This window comes from Cellulomonas sp. Marseille-Q8402 (assembly GCF_965119525.1).
This window is the reverse complement of the sequence record NZ_CBCPLX010000001.1, coordinates 699,329-718,333: the sequence shown is the minus strand read 5'-3', so window position 1 is coordinate 718,333 and position 19,005 is coordinate 699,329. Positions and strand designations below refer to the sequence as shown.

17 protein-coding genes and 1 tRNA gene are annotated in these 19,005 nt (G+C 77.1%); 8 read left to right on the top strand and 10 right to left on the bottom strand.

The genetic code is table 11. The features are described 5' to 3' along the window. Positions 1–109 precede the first annotated feature (109 nt). Complete coding sequence (locus ACWPWW_RS03415) at positions 110–544, top strand: transferase (protein ID WP_454048940.1); 435 nt, start codon at positions 110–112, stop codon at positions 542–544. Positions 545–575: 31 nt separating this feature from the next. On the opposite strand, the gene ACWPWW_RS03410 is transcribed toward ACWPWW_RS03415, so the two are convergent. Beyond that, on the bottom strand, positions 576–1,406 hold the full coding sequence (locus ACWPWW_RS03410) for a DUF1684 domain-containing protein (protein WP_454048939.1): 831 nt from the start codon (positions 1,404–1,406) through the stop codon (positions 576–578). A 167-nt stretch (positions 1,407–1,573) separates the two neighbouring features. Here ACWPWW_RS03410 and ACWPWW_RS03405 point away from each other — a divergent pair, with 167 nt between their 5' ends. Next, on the top strand, positions 1,574–2,617 hold the full coding sequence (locus ACWPWW_RS03405) for an App1 family protein (RefSeq protein ID WP_454048938.1): 1,044 nt from the start codon (positions 1,574–1,576) through the stop codon (positions 2,615–2,617). Here the strand turns inward: ACWPWW_RS03405 and ACWPWW_RS03400 are convergent. The 6 genes from ACWPWW_RS03400 to ACWPWW_RS03375 form a co-directional block, all read right to left on the bottom strand. After that, positions 2,607–4,085, bottom strand: a complete 1,479-nt coding sequence (locus tag ACWPWW_RS03400) for a phytoene desaturase family protein (RefSeq protein WP_454050386.1) — start codon at positions 4,083–4,085, stop codon at positions 2,607–2,609. The genes ACWPWW_RS03405 and ACWPWW_RS03400 overlap by 11 nt on opposite strands. Positions 4,086–4,279: 194 nt before the next feature. Beyond that, entirely contained in the window at positions 4,280–5,023 is a 744-nt protein-coding gene (locus ACWPWW_RS03395; RefSeq protein WP_454048937.1) for an MBL fold metallo-hydrolase, read from the bottom strand. Further along, positions 5,020–5,313: a CDGSH iron-sulfur domain-containing protein gene (locus tag ACWPWW_RS03390; RefSeq protein WP_454048936.1), complete on the bottom strand. Its 294-nt coding sequence runs from the start codon at positions 5,311–5,313 to the stop codon at positions 5,020–5,022. Before ACWPWW_RS03390 ends, ACWPWW_RS03395 begins: the two co-directional genes overlap by 4 nt. After that, the gene (locus ACWPWW_RS03385) at positions 5,310–6,317 is read right to left on the bottom strand and encodes a glycosyltransferase (RefSeq protein ID WP_454048935.1); all 1,008 of its coding nucleotides are present in this window, start codon (positions 6,315–6,317) and stop codon (positions 5,310–5,312) included. Before ACWPWW_RS03385 ends, ACWPWW_RS03390 begins: the two co-directional genes overlap by 4 nt. After that, positions 6,314–7,369 carry an iron-containing redox enzyme family protein gene (locus tag ACWPWW_RS03380; RefSeq protein ID WP_454048934.1) on the bottom strand — a complete coding sequence of 352 codons (1,056 nt, stop codon included), beginning with the start codon at positions 7,367–7,369 and terminating at the stop codon, positions 6,314–6,316. Before ACWPWW_RS03380 ends, ACWPWW_RS03385 begins: the two co-directional genes overlap by 4 nt. 152 nt (positions 7,370–7,521) lie before the next feature. Next, positions 7,522–8,103: a YbaK/EbsC family protein gene (locus tag ACWPWW_RS03375; RefSeq protein ID WP_454048933.1), complete on the bottom strand. Its 582-nt coding sequence runs from the start codon at positions 8,101–8,103 to the stop codon at positions 7,522–7,524. Positions 8,104–8,201: 98 nt separating this feature from the next. Between ACWPWW_RS03375 and ACWPWW_RS03370 the strand changes: the two genes are divergently transcribed. Then, positions 8,202–8,681, top strand: a complete 480-nt coding sequence (locus ACWPWW_RS03370; RefSeq protein WP_454048932.1) for a GNAT family N-acetyltransferase — start codon at positions 8,202–8,204, stop codon at positions 8,679–8,681. Positions 8,682–8,738: 57 nt separating this feature from the next. Here the strand turns inward: ACWPWW_RS03370 and ACWPWW_RS03365 are convergent, their stop codons facing one another. Then, positions 8,739–9,275, bottom strand: a complete 537-nt coding sequence (locus ACWPWW_RS03365; RefSeq protein WP_454048931.1) for a YbhB/YbcL family Raf kinase inhibitor-like protein — start codon at positions 9,273–9,275, stop codon at positions 8,739–8,741. 262 nt (positions 9,276–9,537) lie between these two features. On the opposite strand from ACWPWW_RS03365, the gene ACWPWW_RS03360 reads away from it, so the two are divergent. The 4 genes from ACWPWW_RS03360 to ACWPWW_RS03345 are packed head-to-tail and all read left to right on the top strand — an operon-like array spanning position 9,538 to position 16,826. Next, complete coding sequence (locus tag ACWPWW_RS03360) at positions 9,538–10,557, top strand: hypothetical protein (protein WP_454048930.1); 1,020 nt, start codon at positions 9,538–9,540, stop codon at positions 10,555–10,557. Further along, complete coding sequence (locus ACWPWW_RS03355; protein WP_454048929.1) at positions 10,554–12,179, top strand: DNA polymerase Y family protein; 1,626 nt, start codon at positions 10,554–10,556, stop codon at positions 12,177–12,179. The genes ACWPWW_RS03360 and ACWPWW_RS03355 overlap by 4 nt, the downstream gene beginning before the upstream one ends. After that, on the top strand, positions 12,172–15,882 hold the full coding sequence (locus ACWPWW_RS03350; protein ID WP_454048928.1) for a PHP domain-containing protein: 3,711 nt from the start codon (positions 12,172–12,174) through the stop codon (positions 15,880–15,882). Before ACWPWW_RS03355 ends, ACWPWW_RS03350 begins: the two co-directional genes overlap by 8 nt. Before the next feature lie 32 nt (positions 15,883–15,914). Then, complete coding sequence (locus ACWPWW_RS03345; protein ID WP_454048927.1) at positions 15,915–16,826, top strand: dihydrodipicolinate synthase family protein; 912 nt, start codon at positions 15,915–15,917, stop codon at positions 16,824–16,826. 101 nt (positions 16,827–16,927) lie between these two features. On the opposite strand, the gene ACWPWW_RS03340 is transcribed toward ACWPWW_RS03345, so the two are convergent. Together ACWPWW_RS03340 and ACWPWW_RS03335 are read right to left on the bottom strand one after the other, a co-directional pair. Next, positions 16,928–17,329: a RidA family protein gene (locus ACWPWW_RS03340; protein ID WP_454048926.1), complete on the bottom strand. Its 402-nt coding sequence runs from the start codon at positions 17,327–17,329 to the stop codon at positions 16,928–16,930. Positions 17,330–17,385: 56 nt separating this feature from the next. Then, positions 17,386–18,624 carry an AI-2E family transporter gene (locus ACWPWW_RS03335; RefSeq protein ID WP_454048925.1) on the bottom strand — a complete coding sequence of 413 codons (1,239 nt, stop codon included), beginning with the start codon at positions 18,622–18,624 and terminating at the stop codon, positions 17,386–17,388. Between the two features lie 175 nt (positions 18,625–18,799). Between ACWPWW_RS03335 and ACWPWW_RS03330 the strand changes: the two genes are divergently transcribed. Continuing rightward, positions 18,800–18,882 (top strand) — tRNA-Leu (locus ACWPWW_RS03330). Positions 18,883–19,005 lie beyond the last annotated feature (123 nt).

The following is a 19,005-nucleotide window of genomic DNA, read 5'->3' as shown; positions in this document are numbered from 1 at the left end:
CAAACATGGTTCCGGGGGCAAACGCAGGTGCGGTCGCCAGACGGCAGTCCCGCGCGCAGACTCGTGATCCGGGGAACATGTCGGGATTGCCGGACGTTGGGAAGGCAGGATGAAGAAGCGATACGAAGACCTCGAGCAGGAGGACGGCTCCGTCGTCCGCTACCAGCGCCACGGCAACGGCGGCGGTCTGGTGGCCAAGGGAGCCGTCGTCGACGACACCGCCTACGTCGCGGACTCGGCGTGGGTGGACCCCGGTGCACGCGTGGAGGCACGCGCCCGCATCGGGCAGCACTGCTGGGTGGAGCCCGGCGCACGCGTGGAGGTGGCCGCCACGGTCGGCTCGCACGTGCACCTCGCCCGCGGGGCCAGCGTGGGTGCCGGCGCGACCGTCGGCGTGCGCGCGGAGGTCGGGGCCGAGGCCCGCCTCGAGCCCCGCGCCGTGGTCGAGCCGGAGACGCGCGTCGAGCCGGGGGCCGTCGTCCCCGGCCAGGGCCGCCGCGTCGACCGGAACGGCCGGCGGCTGGACCGCCGCGTCGCGGCCTGACCGACCGCCGACCCGACCGCGGCCTGCCGGGTCACCGCCCGGCGGGCCTGCGCTCGCCCGCGCGCACCGCGAACGGCAGGACGTTGCCCGCGGGCGGCAGCGGGCACGTGCCGTGGTCGCTGAACGCGCACGGTGCGTTCTGCGCGCGGTTGAGGTCGAGCACGACCTCGCCGTCGGCCGGGGCCGGGCCGTCCACCGGCAGCTCCACGACCAGCAGCCGGAACGCCGCCGTCTCGCGGCCGTTGGTCGCGTCCCGGAACCAGATCGCCGGCTCGTCTCCGCCCGCGACCTGGAGCACGTGCTCGGCACCCTCGTGCACGAACCGGACGTGCCCGGCGACGTCGCGCCGGTGGCGGAGGCCGCCCGCGACCGACCCCGTCTCCTCGACGGTGCCGTCGGCCGCCCGCCGGAACGTCCCGACGACCCGCCACGCCGGGTCGTGCGCGAAGTGCGGGATGCCGTCGAAGGCGCGCACGCCCGCGGCGTGCGGGTCCCGGACGCGCACGCCGCGGTGGAGCGGTCCGCGGCCGACCGGCTCCAGCCGCCGCTCGCCGTCCCGCAGCTCGCCGGCCGGTCCGCCCGCCGTGGTCCACACGGTGCTGGCCCCGGTGACCGGGGTGCCGTCCAGCGTCGGGGCGGAGCCCGCTGCCGGCTCGACGTGGATCCCGGTCGTGTCCGCCCACCAGCGACCCGGCAGGTCGTCGTAGGCCGTCGGCTCCGCGGTGAGCCAGTGCAGCGCGGTGAGGCTGAGCCACCCGTACGGGTCCGCCAGCTCGGCGTCCCGGGCCGCGCGCCACGCCGACCAGTCGACCGGCACCCCCGCGACCTCGGCGTCGGGAGCGGGGCGGTCGGGAGCGGGCACGGGACTCCTCTGGGGCAGGGGCTGCGGCGTCAGGACCCGCGCCGCAGCCGCCACCGTAGCCACCCGCCGCCGGCCGCGGGGCAGGACGGAACGGGATGAGACGAGGTGTCCGCCGCGCGCGGGGTGCTGCCCGCGCGCGCGGCCGGGTGCCTCGGGATACTGGGGCGATGCCGACGTTCGCCGAGCTCGCCGCCCGCACCGAGGACCGCGTCAACCGCGCGGTCGCCCGCCTCCTGGCCCGCCGCGGCTACACGCCGCGCGTCGTCGCGTACCCGTCGTACGGGACCGTCGACGGGGTGCGTGTCCGCGCCCGGGTGCTGCTGACCGCGCCCGACGCGCCGACGCCCGGCAGCGTGGCGCGTCGCGGGTGGCGGAACCTCTTCTCCGCCGAGCTGCCCGACGCCGACGTCCGGATCCGCACCGCCCCGGGGGCGGACGGCGTCGAGCTGCAGGTGGCGCGCACCGACCGCTCCGGGTACGTCGACGTCCCGGTGGACGTCCGGCTCCCGTCCGGGTGGCAGACGGTCTACCTGTCGGTCGACGGCGACCAGGACGTCCCCGCGCCCGTGCAGGTGGTCGACCCCGCCGCGACGCACGGGATCGTCAGCGACATCGACGACACGGTGCTGGTCACGATGGTGCCGCGGCCGCACCTGGCCGCCTGGAACTTCCTGGTCCGGTCCGAGGCGCGCCGCAAGCCGGTCCCCGGCATGCCGGAGCTCTACGGCCGGCTGACCGCGGCGCACCCGGACGCACCCGTCTTCTACCTGTCGACCGGCGCGTGGAACACCGCCAGCGCGCTCGCGCGGTTCCTGCACCGGGTCGGCCTGCCCCAGGGGTCGCTGCTCCTGACCGACCTCGGACCGACCGGCACCGCGCTGTTCCGCTCCGGTCGCGACCACAAGGCCGCCACCCTGCGCCGCCTCGCCGAGGAGCTGCCGCAGCTGCGCTGGATCCTGGTCGGCGACAACGGCCAGCACGACCCCCAGGTCTACGAGACGTTCGCCGCCGAGCACCCGGGCCGGGTCGCGGCGATCGCGGTGCGCGAGCTGTCCGTGAGCGAGCAGGTGGCGCAGAACGGTCTGCCCGGGCCGACGCCGGCCACGCGGCGCGCCGTCGACGACCTGGACCGCTCGGCGGTGGTCACGGCGCACGCTCCGGACGGTCGCGCGCTCGCGGACCAGCTCGCCGCGGCGGGCGTCATCGGCTGACGCCAGGAGGTCGGACCGGCTCGAGGACGTCCGCCCGGCCGAAGACCTGCCGCAGCGCACGCCGCGCCGCGTACCAGCCCGACAGCCCGTGCACGCCCGGCCCGGGCGGGGCGGAGGCGGAGCAGAGGTAGACCCCCGGCGCCCCGGTGGCGTACGGGTCCAGCCGCGGAGTCGGGCGGGTGCCCATGCTCCACACCGAGATCGCCCCGCCGGAGATGTCGCCGCCGACCAGGTTGGCGTCGTGGTCCGCGAGCCGGGCCGCGGGGGTGCCCTGCGACGCGACGACGGTGTCACGGAACCCGGGCGCGAACCGCTCGATCTGCCGCACGACGCTCTCCGTCGGGTCGACGTCGGAGCCCGCGGGCACGTGCGCGTACGCCCAGACGGGCCGCAGCCCGCCCGCGACCCGGCCGGTGTCCAGCGACGCCGGCTCGGACACCAGGGTCAGCGGGTGCTCCGCGTGCCGGCCCCGCCCGACGGTGCCCTCCGCCTCGACGACCTGGTCGCGGTTCCCGCCGAGGTGCACGGTGCCCGCGCGGTGCACCTCGGGGTGCGTCCACGGGATCGGGCGGTCCACGACCAGGTCCACCTTGGCGGCGGCGTTGCCGTACCGGAAGCCGACGTAGGCGCGGAGCAGCCGCGGCGGCATCGCGTCGCCGAACACCTGGGCGACCGCGCGGGGCCCGGTGTCGAACAGGTACGCGCGGGCCGGCGGCAGGTCGGCGCGGCGGGACACCGGGTGCCCGGTGACGACCCGGCCGCCCAGGCGCACCAGGTCCGCGAGCATCGCGTCGACGATCGCCTGCGACCCGCCCCGCACGACGGGCCAGCCGTGCTCGGCGTGCGACAGCGTGGTCAGCAGCATCGCCGTGCCGGCGGCGGACAGGGAGGGGAGCGGCGTGATCGCGTGCCCGGCGACACCGGTGAGCAGGGCCGCGGCCTCCTCGGTGCGCAGGGGCGACGGCACCACCGACGTGCCGTTGCGCAGCGCGCCGAGCGCGAACCGCGCGGCGGTGACGGCCGACCGCGGCGTGGCCCCCGCCGGGACGCTGCGGTGGTCGCCGAGCAGCAGGGACACCACGTCCCGCCACTGCGCCGCCAGCGGCCCGAACAGGCGGCGCCAGGCGTCCCCGTCGGCGCCGAGGCCCGCGGCGGTGCGCTCGAGGTCGTGGTACGCGATCGCGGCGCGCCCGCCGTCCAGCGGCTGGGCGAACGACACCTCGGGCGTCAGCAGCTCCAGCCGCTCGTGCAGCCGGAGCGAGCGGAAGAACGGCGACGCCCACGCCATCGGGTGCACCGCCGAGCAGATGTCGTGCCGCACCCCGGGTGCCAGACCCAGGTCGAGGGTGCGGGAGCCGCCGCCCACGGTGTCCTGCGCCTCCAGCACCACGACCTCCAGGCCGGCGCGGGCCAGGGTCACCGCGGCGGCGAGGCCGTTGGGCCCCGCGCCGACGACGACCGCGTCCACCTCACCCGTCCCGGACGTGCCGGCGGTCGGTGCGCGCTCGGCGGACCCCCGGCGGACGGGCGCGCTGCTCGGGCGGCCCGCCGCGCTGTGCCGGGCGGCGGAGCCGCCGCGCTGCTCGGGCCGGGGCTGGTCGGCGGATCGCGAGGTCACGCCCTCGACCGTAGGCGCGTCGGCTCGCGACCGCACGGGTGACGTCAGGACGCACCCGCTGCCCGGGCCCGCCGCACCGCCTCGACGGCACCACCCGTCCAGGGCTCGCCGTGCCCCGGCAGGACGATCTCGGCGCCGGTGGCGGCGAGCGCGTCGAGGGACGCGAGGTTCAGCGCGCTGTCGGCGGTCGCCGCCCCGGCGACGATCCGCGGGCCGGTGCGGGCGGTGTACGGGTCGAGCGTCACCAGGGCGTCGCCGGACAGCAGCACGCCGCGGTCGGGCAGGTGCAGCGCCACGTGCCCGGAGGTGTGCCCCGGGCAGGCGATCACGTCCGGGCGCCCCGGCACCTTCAGCCGCGGCCCCGGCACCAGCGTCCGCGGGACCCGCACGCCCGGCACGCGCGCGGCCCCGGCAGCCACCATCGCGGCGAGGATCACGGCCGCGCGCGGGTGCTTGACCGGGTACAGGGCGCGCGGGTTCTCGTGCGCGTACCGGTACGGGTGGGCCGCGAGGTGCGCGTCGTCGCGGTGCACCCACACGTCGACGCCCAGCTCGCGCGCGGCACGCCGCGCGAAGCCGACGTGGTCGAAGTGCGCGTGCGTCAGCACCACGGCCCGCACGTCCGCGGGCGCCCGGTCCACGGCGGCCAGCGCGCGCGGGAGCATCGGCCACATCCGCGGCAGTCCCGCGTCCACGACGGTGGCGCCGCGCTCGTCCGCGATCACGTAGCAGTTGACGTAGGCGTGCTCCAGCCGGGCGACGCCCGGCGCGGGGACGGAGATCCTCATGACCGGCTCCCGTGCGTGGTGCGGACCGGGTCGGGGACCGCCGCCGTGCGGGACGCGGGGACCGGCTCCGGAGGGCGGGGCACCTCGTCGTCGGTGCGGAACCCGATGGCCTTGTGCGACCCGTCGCAGAACGGCTTGATCGCCGACGCGCCGCACCGGCACAGGGCGACGGTCGCGCGGCGGCGCGGCACCACCTGCCCGGCGGCGTCCCGGATCTCCACCTCCCCGCGCACCAGGATCGGCCCGTCCGGGCAGGGGGTGAGGACGACGGGGTTCGGGTCGGTGCTCATGCGGGCTCCTGGAGGAGGTGGGTCCGGCGGTCGGGGGTCGACGGCGGTGCGGCCGTGACGTGGGCGCGGAGCACCCGCTCCGGCGTCGCGGCGCGGAGCAGCCGGGCGTCGCCGTAGCGGATGCCGCCGCGGGCCCGCAGCGCGAGGGCGAGCCAGGCGCACGTCCCGCGCTCCAGCAGCCACGCCGGGGCGACCAGGGTCGCGCTCACGGGGAACCGGGCCGCGCCGCCGGCCCGGCGCCGGCCGCGCTCGGCGAGGGCGCACACCGCGGCCACCAGCAGCAGGAGCGCACCTGCGCCGCGCCGGGCCGCGACCGCGAGCAGCGGCAGCACCGCGAGCTCGGCCGCGAACCGCGCGGGCTGCGCGAGGCTGTCGTACGCCTGGCGCGGACGCTGGCGCAGGAAGTGGCCCACGGTGGGCGGGCGGCGCGCGACGTACACGTCGTCGGCCCGCCGCTCGCGGCCCCCGCGCGCCCGCACGGTGCGGAGCAGCTCGAGGTTCTCGAACAGCACGTCGCCGTCGTAGCCCTCCGGGCCGAGGGCGGTGCGCCGCAGGGCCAGCGTGCCGGGGTAGTCGGAGCCGATCGCGCGGTTGACCAGGCTGCGGGCGGAGTCCCAGCGGGCGTGCCAGGGGAGCGGCTCGAACACGTTCTGCGGCCGGACGACGTCCGCGGACGCGAGCAGGTCGAGCACCGCCCGCAGGATCGGCAGGTCGTAGCGGACGTCGTCGTCCGCGAGCACGACCCGGTCCTCCGTCGCCAGGCGCAGGCCGGTGAGGACGCCCGCGACCTTGCCGTTGCGCCCCGGGATCACGTCGGGGCGCACGTGCCGCACCGCCGGCGGGAGGGCCCGGGCGTGCGCCGCGAACCGCTCCGGGGCGGAGCCGTCGACGACCGTCACCGGCAGCCACGCCGACAACCGGTCCAGGTACGCGACCAGCTCGCCCAGGCCGCGGTCGTCCGCCCACCGCAGCGGGAGGACGTACTCCGCGTCGGGGACGATCACGCCCGGCTCCCCACCGCCAGCGGCCGGCGCAGCGCGGTGGCACCCGCGGACCAGCGCTCGATCAGGTGCGCGCCGACGCGGCCGTCGACGGCGAGGCACGCGGCGGCCCCGAACAGCACGTCGTCGCGCAGCGCGGGCTGCTGCTCCACCAGGGCGCCCGCCATGTCCCGGCCGGCGATCTGCTCGTGCACCGCGTCGGCCTCGACGTGCTCGTCGAAGTACCAGGTGACGTCCGAGTCGTACCCGTGGCGGCGGAAGCCGTTGCCGTACAGCTGGTTCGGCCGCGAGGACGTCATCTCGAAGGCGGCCAGGTGCCCGACGACGCAGCCCCGCAGCCGGCGCTGCAGCCCGAACATCATCATCATGTTCACCGACGACAGGGTCAGCGCGGGCACCTCGTCGACGTACCGGCCGTAGGTGCCGTCCAGCCCGAGGCCGCGCATCGTCCGGGCGAACAGCGCCGCGTGCATCCGCTCCGGGCGACCGCCGCCGTACTCGTCCGCCTGGATCTCGACCAGCGCCGCCTTCGGCGCGCCGAGCAGGCGCGGGACGGCCCACGTGTGCGGGTCGGCCTCCTTCAGCTGGTAGACCGACCGGTGCACCAGCAGCTCGTGCAGCTGCTCGTCCGTGGCCTTGCGGGCGACGTACGCGGACAGGCTGGGCCCGTCGTCGCGGCCGGTCAGGTCGAACAGGGCGCGCGCCACGGCGGGGCCGACGCCCTCCGTCCGGGCGTTCTCCTCGAGGGTCGGCACGAGGTCCTCGGGCAGCGTCACCTGGGCGCGCAGCTGGGCCTCGAACCGCTCCTCGAGGACGGCGCGGGTGCGCAGCAGCGTGGTGTCCCACTCGAGCCGGTCGTCGACCCCGTCGAGGCCCTGGTGGTGCAGCTCGTACAGCGCCGTGAGCGCGATCTGCACGTCCTCGTCGGTGAGCAGGTCGTCCGTCGCGGCGGCTGCCCGGGCGGCCGCGTCCGGCAGCGCCGGGTCGACGGAGCCCGCGATCAGACCGGCGAGCAGGAGCTCGCTCAGCGGGCCGCGGGGGGTGGGTGCGCGCATCGGTGACCTTCCTCGCGCCGCGGGTCTCGCGGCGGTGCACGGCCCCGGCTGCTCGAGGCCCGGGTACCGGGCGCCCTGGTGCGGACCGCCGGTGCTCCCGTGCTGGTCACGCTAGACGCGCAGGGTCGCGTCCGCGCGTCGAGCGGACCCCGTCAGGCCAGCGCCACGCCCTCGACGACCTCGACCCCGGGAGCCGTCGCCAGCAGGGCGCCGGGCAGGGCGATCTTCGACCGCCGCAGGCCCGACCCGATGACGACCGTGCCGCCGGCCGCCCCGTCCGCCGTGGCGACGTCGGCGTCCAGCAGCACGCGGTAGCCCGAGGGCAGGCCCAGCGGGGTGATGCCCCCGTACTCCATGCCGGACTCCTCGACGGCGCGCTCCACCGGCAGGAACGATGCCTTCCGGACGTCGAGCAGCCGCTTCACGGCGTTGTTCACGTCGGCCCGGGTGGTGGCGCGCACGACGGCCGCGGCGCCCCGCTCGTCACCGGCCCGCCGGCCCGACACCAGCACGCAGTTGGCGGAGACGGCCAGGGGCAGGTCGTACGCCTCGGTCATCGCCGCCGTGTCGGCGAGGTCGGGGTCGATCTCGGTGACGAGCACGGCGTCGGCGACCTCGGGCACGACGGCCGCCCAGCCGGACAGCGCCGCCGCGGTCGGCTCGGCCAGCAGGTCGAGGTGGTCGACGGCGCGCAGCCAGGTCAGGGTGCCGAGGGTCAGGGGCGCAGCGGGCATGTCCGCAGGCTACCCACGGCGGCGGCGGCGCTGCACGAGGGTGGCGGGCGTGCTCGTGTGCCGGGCTGGCGGGAGTGCCCGGCAGGCAGGATGGGCGCGTGACCTCCGCGCCAGTGCCCGAGCCCGCGCCCCACGACCCGTTCGCCGCCGACCCCTACGTGCTGGTGCCCGCCGCACCGCCCCGCGAGGACTACCTGCGGGTGCGGCGCGACTCGGGCCTCAGCCCCCGTCGGCCCGACCAGGCCGACGGCGCGCTCGCGGGCAGCTGGTCGTGGTGCCACGTCCGGACCGCCGAGGGCCGCGTGGTCGCGATGGGCCGGGTCGTGGGGGACGGCGGCTGGTACTTCCTGGTCGCCGACATGGCGGTCGACCCGGAGCACCAGCGCCGCGGGCTCGGGCGCCGGGTGCTGACCCGGCTGCTCGAGGACATCCGGACCCGGGCGCCCGAGGGCGCGTACGTCACGCTCGTCGCGGACCCGCCCGGCCGGGCGCTCTACGAGTCGCTGGGCTTCCGGGACGTGGCGCCCGGGGCGACCGGGATGGTGCTGGACCTCGCTGCCGAGGGTCGGCGGGGCTAGCACGGCCGACGAGACCCGCGGTATCAGGGGACCTGCGGGACTTGCGGGACCTGCGGGTCAGCGCGCGTAGGTCGGCGTGATCGTGGCGCGCGCGAGCGTGTGGAACAGGGCCGTGAAGGCCACGGCCGTCGGCGTCGCCTCGGCGGGGACGTCCAGGTGCTCGACGTCCAGCGCGTGCACCGCGAACACGTACCGGTGCGGGTGGTCGCCGGGCGGCGGCGCGGCACCGGTGTAGCCGGTCGACCCGCCGTCGTTGCGGACCTGGAACGCGCCCGGCGGCAGCAGCCCGCCGTCGGGGGAGCCGGCGCCGCGGGGGAGCGACGTGGTGCTCACCGGCACGTCCACGAGCGTCCAGTGCCAGAAGCCGGCGGGGGTCGGGGCGTCGGGGTCGAAGCAGCTCACGACGAACGAGCGGGTGCCCTCGGGGAAGCCCGACCACTCGAGCGCGGGCGAGAGGTTCTCGCCGTCCGCGACGAAGGCCGAGCCCAGCGGCTCGCCGTGGACGACGTCGGCGCTCGCGAGGTCGAAGCCCGCGACGGACGGGAGCAGCGCGTACGGCTCCGGGGCGACGGGGCGGGTCAGCGAGACGGTCATGGTCCTCCTCCTGGCGGTGCCCTGGGCGTCCGGGGGACGCCCAGGGGCGGCTGTGCTGCGCCGCCATCATGCCTCCGCGACGTGGTGCGCGCAGGACGTCCGGCGGGTCGGCCGGGACACGCCGGGAGTCGTCCCCAGGGCCGGGTGAAGCCGGATTGACGTGTCCCGGAGTGTCGGCGTCTACTGGCACAATCGAACACGTGTTCGAACAACGTCGACCGCTCGGGTCGGGTCGATCGGCAGGACGAGGGGGGTGGGGCCGGTGAGCGACGAGGACCGGATCGCCCGTGCCCGGGCCGCCCTGGCGCATGCCGAGCTGCGCACCGGCGCGCGCAGTCTCGCACGGCCCGCCGACGGTGCCGCACGCGAGCGGTCGAGGGGTGCCGGTGCTGGACGGCCGGTGCTGGACGGCACGGCGGTGGACGGCACGGCGGCGCTCGCGGCTGCCACGGCCCCCGGCCCCCGGACCGCACCGCCCGCTGCCGCCGAGCGGCCGGGACCGGTCGCGGTGCCCGACCTCCCCGCATCGGAGCGCGCCGCGTCCGGGCCGTCGGCGCTGGCGGCCCCGGCCGCGCCGTCGGTCGCGTCGGTCGCGTCGGTCGCGTCACGGTCGCGCGGCCCGCTGCTGCTGACCGACCGCCCGCCGCTGGCGGTCCCGCCCGCCCTGACCCCGCTGCTGCCCGACGGGCTGCGTCGCGGCAGCACCACCGCGGTGCTGGGCTCCACCTCCCTGGTGCTGGCGATGATCGCGGCCGCCTGCACCGCGCGGGAGGCGTGGGCGGCCGTCGTGGGGCAGCCCAGCCTCGGGCTGCTCGCCGCAGCGCAGGCCGGCGTGGCCCTGGACCGGCTCGCCGTGGTGCCGCGGCCCGGCGTGGACGCGCCGACCGTCGTCGCCGCGCTGCTCGACGGCATCGACGTCGTGGTGGTGGGACCGGGCACGCACCTGGCCGACGCGGACCGTCGCCGGCTGATGGCGCGCGCCCGCGACCGCGGCTCCGTGCTGCTGTCCACCGCCCCGTGGTCCGGCGCGGGCACCGTGCTGACCGTCGAGGGCGGCCGCTGGACCGGTGTCGGGGAGGGCGACGGCCGGCTGCGCGCGCACGAGCTGCACGTCACCCGCACCGGGCGGGGCAGCGCGGGCCAGGCGCAGGACCTGCGCGTCGTGCTCCCGCTCGAGGTCGGGACCGACCTGTACGGCATCCCCGGGGCCGAGCGGCCCGCCGCCCCGTCCGCTGCGACCCCGGCCGCGGTGCCGGCGGCCGGCCTGAGGCTGGTCGGATGAGCACCCGCACCACCGTCGTCTGGGTGCCGGACTGGCCGGTCGTCGCCGCCGTGCGCGCCGCCGAGGTGCCGCCGCACCTGCCCGCCGCCGTGCAGTCCGGCGCACGGCTCACCGCGGTGTCCGCGCTCGCCCGCGCCCAGGGCGTGCGCCGCGGGATGCGCCGCCGCCAGGCGCAGGGAGCGTGCCCCGAGCTGGTCCTGCTGCCCACCGACGACGACCGCGACGCCCGGCTGTTCGAGCCCGTCGCCGCGGCCACCGAGACCGTCGTCCCCGGGATCGAGGTCGCCCGCCCCGGCCTGCTGCTGCTCCCCGCGGGCGGCGCGGCGCGGTTCCACGGCACCGAGGAGGCGCTGGCCGAGAAGCTCGTCTCCGCGGTGGCCGAGCGCACCGGCCACGAGTGCCAGGTGGGCACCGCCGACGGGCTGCTCGCCGCGATCCTCGCCGCCCGGACCGACGACGTCGTGCCGCCCGGCGGCTCCCGTGCGTTCCTCGCGCCCCGCCCGGTCGACGACGTGGCGCCCGCCGCCGTCACCGACGACGCGGTCCGCGCCGTGGGCGACCTCGTCGACCTGCTGCGCCGCCTCGGCCTGCGCACCCTCGGCGACCTCGCCGCCCTCGACGCGGGGGACGTGCACGCCCGGTTCGGCACCTGGGGGTCCTGGGCGTGGACGCTCGTGCGCGGCGAGGACCTGCGCCCGCCCGCGCGCCGTCGCCCCGAGACCGACCTCGAGGTCGCCACGGAGCTCGACCCGCCCGCGCACCGGGTGGACGTCGCCACGTTCGCCGGGCGCCGCCTCGCGGAGGAGCTGCACGCCCTGCTCACCGAGCACTCCGTCACCTGCGCCCGCCTGCGCATCACCGCCCGCACCGACGAGGGCACCGAGCTCACCCGAGCCTGGCGCACCGACATGGGCGGGCTCGGGGGCCTGTCCGCCGCGCGGATCACCGACCGCATCCGCTGGCAGCTCGAGGGCTGGCTCACCGCCGCGGCAGCGGAGAAGGGCGCCGGCGCCGACCCCGACGAGCAGGCCGAGCCCGTCGGCCTGATCGCGCTCGGGATCACCGCCGAGGACGTCGCGCCCGCCGGTGCCGAGCAGGGCCGGCTGTGGGGCGGCCCGTCCGGCGGCGACCTGCGCGCGCACCGGGCGCTCGACCGCGTGCAGGGGCTGCTCGGCGGCGACGGCGTGCTGACCGCCGCGCTCCAGGGCGGCCGGGACGTCCGCGACCAGGTCCACCTGCAGCCCTGGGGCGCGCAGGCCGCCGCGCCGCGGCCGCTCGACCGGCCCTGGCCCGGCCACCTGCCGGCCCCCGCACCCGCCACCGTCCCCGCCCGGCCCACGCCGGTCGAGGTCCTCGACGGCGGCGGCCGGCCCGTCCGGTTCGACGACCGGCTCGCCATGAGCGGCGTCCCCGCACGGGTGCGGACGCCCCCGACCGACCGTCGCCCCGCCGTCGACCACGACGTCGCGGGCTGGGCCGGGCCGTGGCCGCTCGCGGAGCGCTGGTGGTCGCCCGACGACGCCCGGCTGCTCGTGCACCTGCAGGTGACGCTCGGCGACGGCCGGGCGCTCCTGCTCGCCTGCCACCCCGACGGCTGGACCTGCGAGGCCGTCTATGACTGACACCCCCCGCTACGCGGAGCTGCACGCGCACTCGGCGTTCAGCTTCCTCGACGGCGCCAGCCAGCCCGAGGAGCTCGCCGCCGAGGCGTACCGGCTCGGGCTCACGGCCCTCGGGCTCACCGACCACGACGGCCTGTACGGCGTGGTCCGGTTCTCCGAGGCCGCGCGCGAGATCGGCCTGCCCACCGTGTTCGGCGCCGAGCTGCACCTGCCCGTCCCCGGGGTCGGCGGCCCCGACGTGCTCGACCTGCCGACCGGCGTGCCCGACCCCCGCGCCGTGCACCTGCCCGTCATCGCCCGGGGTCCCGACGGGTACCGCGCGCTGTCCCGGAGCATCGCCGAGGCCCACCTGGCCACCGGCACCAAGGGCGCGGCCCGGTACACCCTCGAGCAGCTCGCCGAGCAGGCGGCCGGCCGCTGGCTCGTGCTGACCGGCTGCCGCAAGGGCCCCGTGCGCAGCGCGCTCACCGACGGCGGCCGGCACCCCGGCGTCACCACCGGGGGCGTCGACCGCGCACGCACCGAGCTGGACCGGCTCGTCGCGCTGTTCGGCCGGGACAACGTCGCCGTCGAGGTCACGCACACCGGCAGCCCGTTCGACTCCGAGACCGCCGACGCCCTCGCCGCGCTCGCCGCGGGTGCGGGCCTGCCGCTGGTCGCCACCGGCAACGTGCACTACGCCACCCCGCGGGACGCCGACCTGGCGATGGCGCTGGCCGCCGTCCGCGCCCGGTCGTCGATGGAGGACCTCGACGGCTGGCTGCCCGGCGCCCCGACCGCGCACCTGGCGTCGGCGGCCGAGATGCTGCGCCGGCACCGCCGGCACCCGCACGCCGTCGCGAACGCCGCCGCGCTCGGCGCCGAGTCCGCGTTCGACCTGCACCTGGTCGCCCCGCAGCTGCCGCCGTACCCGGTCCCGCCCGGGCACACCGAGGCCACCTGGCTGCGCGAGCTCGTCCGGCGCGGGGCGCTCGAGTGCTACGGCCCGCCCGGCGCCGAGCGCGTGCCCGGCGCCTACGCCCAGCTCGAGCACGAGCTCCGGGTCATCGAGCAGCTCGGGTTCCCGGGCTACTTCCTCGTCGTCTACGACCTGGTCGACTTCTGCCACCGCAACGGCATCCTCGCCCAGGGGCGCGGGTCGGCCGCCAACTCCGCCGTCTGCTACGCCCTCAAGGTCACCGCCGTCGACGCCGTGAAGCACGGCCTGCTGTTCGAGCGGTTCCTGGCACCCGAGCGCGACGGGCCGCCGGACATCGACGTCGACATCGAGTCCGGCCGCCGCGAGGAGGTCATCCAGTACGTCTACGCCAAGCACGGGCGCACCCACGCGGCGCAGGTCGCCAACGTCATCACCTACCGCGCGCGCTCCGCCGTCCGCGACGCCGCCCGCTCGCTCGGCTACGACGTCGGGCAGCAGGACGCGTGGAGCAAGTCCATCGAGCGGTGGGGGACCCTGCGCGGCCCGGAGCCCCGGCACCCCTGGTGGTCCGGGCTGAACCACGGGTCCGGCGACGGCCGCCCGGCGATCACGGCGACCCCGCCGACGCAGCCGGCCCCGGACCGGTCGACCTCCACCCGGCCGACGCCGCCGGTCACCCCGTTCGCCGCGCAGCAGCGCGACCCGGAGGGCGTCGTCTGGGGCTGGAACCACGAGCCGCCGCAGCCCGCGCCGGCACCCGCGAGGGCGCCCGCGCCCCGCCGGCCCGTCGGCCACGACGACACCGACGGCCGCGCCGGCGAGCCCACCGCCGACCGGCACGACGTCGTCCCCGCGCACCGCCCGCCGCCGGCGAGCGACCTGGAGGAGATCCCCGACCAGGTCATCGACCTGGCCGACCGGTTCCTGCGGCTGCCCCGGCACCTCGGCATCCACTCCGGGGGCATGGTCATGTGCGACCGCCCGGTCATCGAGGTGTGCCCCGTCGAGTGGGCCCGCATGGAGGGCCGCACCGTCCTGCAGTGGGACAAGGACGACTGCGCCGACGCCGGGCTCGTGAAGTTCGACCTGCTGGGCCTCGGGATGCTCACCGCGCTGCGGCTCGCGTTCGACCAGGTCGAGCAGCACGGCGGCCCGCACCTCGAGCTGCACGGCCTGCCCGACGAGGACCCGCTGGTCTACGACCTGCTGTGCGCCGCCGACACGGTCGGGGTGTTCCAGGTGGAGTCGCGCGCCCAGATGGGCACCCTGCCGCGCCTGCAGCCCCGGAACTTCTACGCGATCGTCGTCGAGGTCGCGCTCATCCGCCCCGGTCCCATCCAGGGCGGGTCCGTGCACCCGTACATCGAGCGGTACCAGGGGCGGCAGCCCATCACCTACCCGCACCCCCTGCTCGAGAAGTCCCTGGCCCGCACCCTCGGCGTCCCGCTGTTCCAGGAGCAGCTCATGCAGATGGCCATCGACGTCGCCGACTTCACGCCCGCCGAGGCCGACCAGCTCCGCCGCGCCATGGGCTCCAAGCGCAGCGTCGAGAAGATGGAGGCCCTGCGCGCGCGCCTCATGGACGGCATGACCCGCAACGGCGTGCCCGAGGCCGTCCGCGAGGAGGTCTACGACAAGCTCAAGGCGTTCGCCGACTTCGGGTTCCCCGAGTCGCACGCCTACTCGTTCGCGTTCCTCGTCTACGCGAGCTCGTGGCTCAAGGTGCACCACCCCGCCGCCTTCTACGCCGGGCTGCTCGCCGCGCAGCCGATGGGGTTCTACTCGCCGCAGTCGCTCGTCGCGGACGCCCGCCGGCACGGCATCGAGGTGCTGCGGCCCGACGTCCAGCGCTCCGGGGTGCAGGCCGTCGTCGAGCGGGTCGCCCCCGAGCCGCCGGGCGGCGAGCCGCCGCTGACCCCGCGGCCGTCCGGCACCGCGCCGGTGCCGCCGCTGCGGCCGCCGGGGCACGCCGCCGGCGCGCACCTGGTGGCGCGGAACGGCGGCGCGGCCGTGTGGGGGAGCGCCGACGGGTCCGGCACCGCGCCGACCCACCCCGCGACGCCCGACCAGCCGGCCCGGTCGCTCGCCGTGCGGGTCGGCCTCGCCTCCGTCCGGAGCGTGGGGGAGAAGGTCGCGGAGCGCGTCGTCGCCGAGCGGGACGCCCACGGCCCGTTCGCCGACCTGCGCGACCTCGTGCGCCGGGTGGACCTCAGCACCGCCCAGCTCGAGGCCCTCGCCACCGGCGGGGCGCTCGAGTCGCTCGGCGTCACCCGGCGCGAGGCGCTGTGGGCGGCCGGTGCGCTCGCGCAGGAGGGCCCCGACACCCTGCCCGGCGTCTCCGTCGGCGTGCAGGCGCCGACCCTGCCCGGCATGAGCCAGGTCGAGCTCGCCGTCGCCGACGTCTGGGCCACCGGCGTCAGCGTCGACTCCTACCCGACCCAGTACGTGCGCGAGGGCCTGGACGCCTCCGGCGTGCTGCGGGTCGAGCAGGCGTTCCGGCACGAGGCCGGGCGCCGGGTCGCCGTCGCCGGGGTGGTCACCCACCGGCAGCGTCCCGGCACCGCGGGCGGCGTGACCTTCCTGTCGCTGGAGGACGAGACCGGGCTGCTCAACATCGTGTGCAGCACGGGGCTGTGGCAGCGGTTCCGGAAGGTCGCCCGCACCTCCCGCGCCCTCGTCGTGCGCGGTCGCCTGGAGCGGGCCGACGGGGCGACCAACCTCATCGCGGAGCACCTGACCCCGCTGTCGCTCCGGATCGCCACGACCTCGCGGGACTTCCAGTGAGATCACCGGCACCGGGTGCCTACACTGCGACGATGCCCCTCCTCGGCCCGCTCGTCGCCTACCTGCCCACCCCGCGCGGCCCCCAGGGCGAGGTGCACACCGACCCGCTCGAGCGCCTCGTCGACGACGCCGTCGCCGCCGGTGCCTCCGGGGTCGCCGTGCTCGGCAGCACCGGCGGCTACCCGTACCTGACCGCGGGCGAGCGCCGGCTGGTCGTCGAGGCGGCGGTCGCGGCGGCGGACGGCCGCGTGCCCGTGGTCGCAGGTGTCGGGGCGTTCACCACCGACGAGGTCGTGGACCACACCATCGTGGCCGAGCGCGCCGGTGCCGCGGCCGTGCTGCTGCCGACCCTCGCGTACCTGCCGCTCACGGACGACGAGGTCCTCGGGCTGGTGGAGGAGGTCGCCGACCTCGCGCACGTCCCGGTGTGGATCTACCACAACCCCGTGAGCACGAGCTACCGGTTCGGCGTCGAGACCCTGGCCAGGGCGGCGCAGGTCCCCGGCGTCGGCGGCGTCAAGGACCGGGGGAGCGACGCCGACGAGCTGCGGTCGCGGGTGCGCGCGCTCGGTGCCGCGGTGCCCGCGCACGTCGAGCTCGGCTGCAGCGGCGACGTGCTGGGGGTCGAGGGGCTGCTCGCCGGCGCGCGCACCTGGCACTCCGGCCTCGCCAGCGTGCTGCCGGGCTGGTACGTCGCCGTGGCCGAGGCCGCCGCGGCGGGCCACGCCGATCAGGCCCGCACGCTGATGGCCCGGCTGGGCCCGGTCGCCGAGCTCGTCGCGCGCCTCGGTGGACCCCGGGCCGTGCACGCGCTCGCCGGGGTCCGCGGCATCGACCTGGGTCAGCTGCCCGCCCCGCTCCGGCCCGTCGACGCCGCCGGCGTCCGGGCGCTCGGGGAGGCGGTCCACACGCTCGGCACCGCTCCCGCCGCCGACGGACGCTGACCGGCGCTGACCGGCGCTGACCGGCGCTGACCGGCGCTGACCGGCGCTGACCGGCCCGGCCTGACCGGCGCTCACGGCGCGGACCCGGCGCCGACCACGGGTCAGTCCGGCAGCACGGCCGCGATCGCGCTCACCTCGATCAGCGCCCCCGGTACGCCGAGGCCGGCGACCCGGGCGGCGGTGACCAGCGGCGGCGTGCCCGCACCGGCGAGCAGCGGCGCGACGGCCCCGTAGGCGGCGCGCAGGTCGGCGTCCTCCGCGATGAGCACGGTCCACTGGACGACGTCGCCGACCGAGGCGCCGACCGCGGCCAGGGCGGTGCGGGCGTTCTCGACCGCGCGCACGGACTGCTCGGCGACGTCGTCCGAGACGACGGCTCCGGTGGCGTCGACGCCGTTCTGGCCGCCGACGTAGAGAGTCGTCGCGCCCGCGGGGACGACGGCGACGTGGCTGAAGGCGGGGCTCACGACGAGCCCGGCAGGCTGCAGACGGGTGATCTCCATGACATCCACCGTCCCACCGCCCGCCGACACGGGACAGGGTCTGCGCCGTGCGGACCTCACGCGTCGGCGGCCGGCTCGTCCTCGTCCACGGGACGGACCTCGTCCGCCGCCTCCTCCGGCTCCATCGGCGGGTCGGTCTGGTGGAACCGCGAGTAGATGGCCCAGACCACCGACACGAGCGGCACCGCGATCACGGCGCCGAGGATGCCGGCGGTCAGCGTGCCGCCGGCGACGGCGAGACCGACCACCACGGGATGGAGCGACACCTGCTTGCCCATCACCAGGGGCTGGAGCACGTGGCCCTCGAACTGCCCGATCAGCGCGATCCCCAGGCCGACGACCGCCGCCTGGATCGGCCCGTTGGCGGCCAGGGCGACGATCATCGCGACGACCATGGCCGCGGGCGCCCCGATCAGCGGGATGAACGCGCCGATCAGCACCAGCACCGCCAGGGGAGCGGCCAGCGGCACCCCGATGATCGAGAGCAGGAGGAACGCCAGGAACCCGTCGGTGACGGCGATGATGACGATGCCCCGGGTGTAGCCGGAGAAGGTGTACCAGCCGGCGCCGCCCGCCGTCTTCCAGCTGTCCCGGGCGCCGCTGGGCAGCTGGTTGACGAACCAGGTCCACATCTCCTGGCCGCGCGCGAGGAAGAACACCGCGCAGAACACGGCCAGCGCGAGCGCCGTGAACACCTCGACCACCGAGCCCGCGGACTCCGCCACCTGGCCCGCCAGGTCGCCGGCGTGCTCCTGCACCCACTGCCGGCCGGTGTCGATCCACTCGGCGATCTGCTCGTTGCTGATCGAGAACGGCAGCGGGCCGTCCTCGAGGAACTCCACGATCTGGTCGATGCCGTCCCCGAACTGCCGGGACAGCGCCTGCCACTGGTTGGCCACGGAGTAGCCGACGTAGAACACCATCCCGGCCAGCACCAGGAAGCCGGTCAGCAGCCCCAGCGCCGTCGCCAGCGCACGCGGCATCACCTTCGTGTAGAGGTCGACGACCGGGCGCAGCACCGCCGTGAACACGAACGCGATGAACACCGCGACGAACAGCAGCTGCACCTGCGCTGTGGCGAAGAACACCAGCGCGACCCCGGCGAGCAGCACGAGGAGCCGCCACGTGACCCCCGCGGAGGTGCGCAGCCAGCGCGGCACGCCGTCGTCGGCTCCGGCGCCGGGGGTCGAGCGCCGCTGCCCGGCGACCCGTCGTGGCGCGGATCCGCTGGGCACGCTCGGTCGGCCCGTCCCGTACCGGTCGGTCCCGCCCTGCTCCGCCATGGTGCGTCCCACCTCCGCAGCGCTCGTGACCGTCGCGGCCCCGACGTCCGTCCGAGGGAGCCAGGGCCAGTGTGCTCTCACCTGCGGATGCGTGCTCGGCCGCCACTCCGTGCTAAGTTCTCTTCCGCACCTGACGGGTCGTCGGGGCGCAGGAATGCGCTCACGGGACCGGTCCGGAACACACCTTGTCCGGGTGGCGGAATGGCAGACGCGCTAGCTTGAGGTGCTAGTGCCCTAACGGGCGTGGGGGTTCAAGTCCCCCTCCGGACACTCGTTGAGACAGCGACGACGAAGGCCTCGATCCCCGCCAGGATCGAGGCCTTCGTCGTTCCCCGGCACCGGCACCGGCACCGGCCACCGGCACAGGCCGCCGCGAGGTCGTCACACGTGCAC

What these genes read in the sequence shown, in the direction of transcription:
- ACWPWW_RS03350 (WP_454048928.1), top strand. Translation starts at nt 12,172, where the DNA reads ATGACTGACACCCCCCGCTACGCGGAGCTGCACGCGCACTCGGCGTTC.
- ACWPWW_RS03345 (WP_454048927.1), top strand. Translation starts at nt 15,915, where the DNA reads ATGCCCCTCCTCGGCCCGCTCGTCGCCTACCTGCCCACCCCGCGCGGC.
- ACWPWW_RS03380 (WP_454048934.1), bottom strand. Translation starts at nt 7,369, where the DNA reads ATGCGCGCACCCACCCCCCGCGGCCCGCTGAGCGAGCTCCTGCTCGCC.
- ACWPWW_RS03365 (WP_454048931.1), bottom strand. Translation starts at nt 9,275, where the DNA reads ATGACCGTCTCGCTGACCCGCCCCGTCGCCCCGGAGCCGTACGCGCTG.
- ACWPWW_RS03405 (WP_454048938.1), top strand. Translation starts at nt 1,574, where the DNA reads ATGCCGACGTTCGCCGAGCTCGCCGCCCGCACCGAGGACCGCGTCAAC.
- ACWPWW_RS03375 (WP_454048933.1), bottom strand. Translation starts at nt 8,103, where the DNA reads ATGCCCGCTGCGCCCCTGACCCTCGGCACCCTGACCTGGCTGCGCGCC.
- ACWPWW_RS03390 (WP_454048936.1), bottom strand. Translation starts at nt 5,313, where the DNA reads ATGAGCACCGACCCGAACCCCGTCGTCCTCACCCCCTGCCCGGACGGG.
- ACWPWW_RS03415 (WP_454048940.1), top strand. Translation starts at nt 110, where the DNA reads ATGAAGAAGCGATACGAAGACCTCGAGCAGGAGGACGGCTCCGTCGTC.
- ACWPWW_RS03355 (WP_454048929.1), top strand. Translation starts at nt 10,554, where the DNA reads ATGAGCACCCGCACCACCGTCGTCTGGGTGCCGGACTGGCCGGTCGTC.
- ACWPWW_RS03340 (WP_454048926.1), bottom strand. Translation starts at nt 17,329, where the DNA reads ATGGAGATCACCCGTCTGCAGCCTGCCGGGCTCGTCGTGAGCCCCGCC.
- ACWPWW_RS03395 (WP_454048937.1), bottom strand. Translation starts at nt 5,023, where the DNA reads ATGAGGATCTCCGTCCCCGCGCCGGGCGTCGCCCGGCTGGAGCACGCC.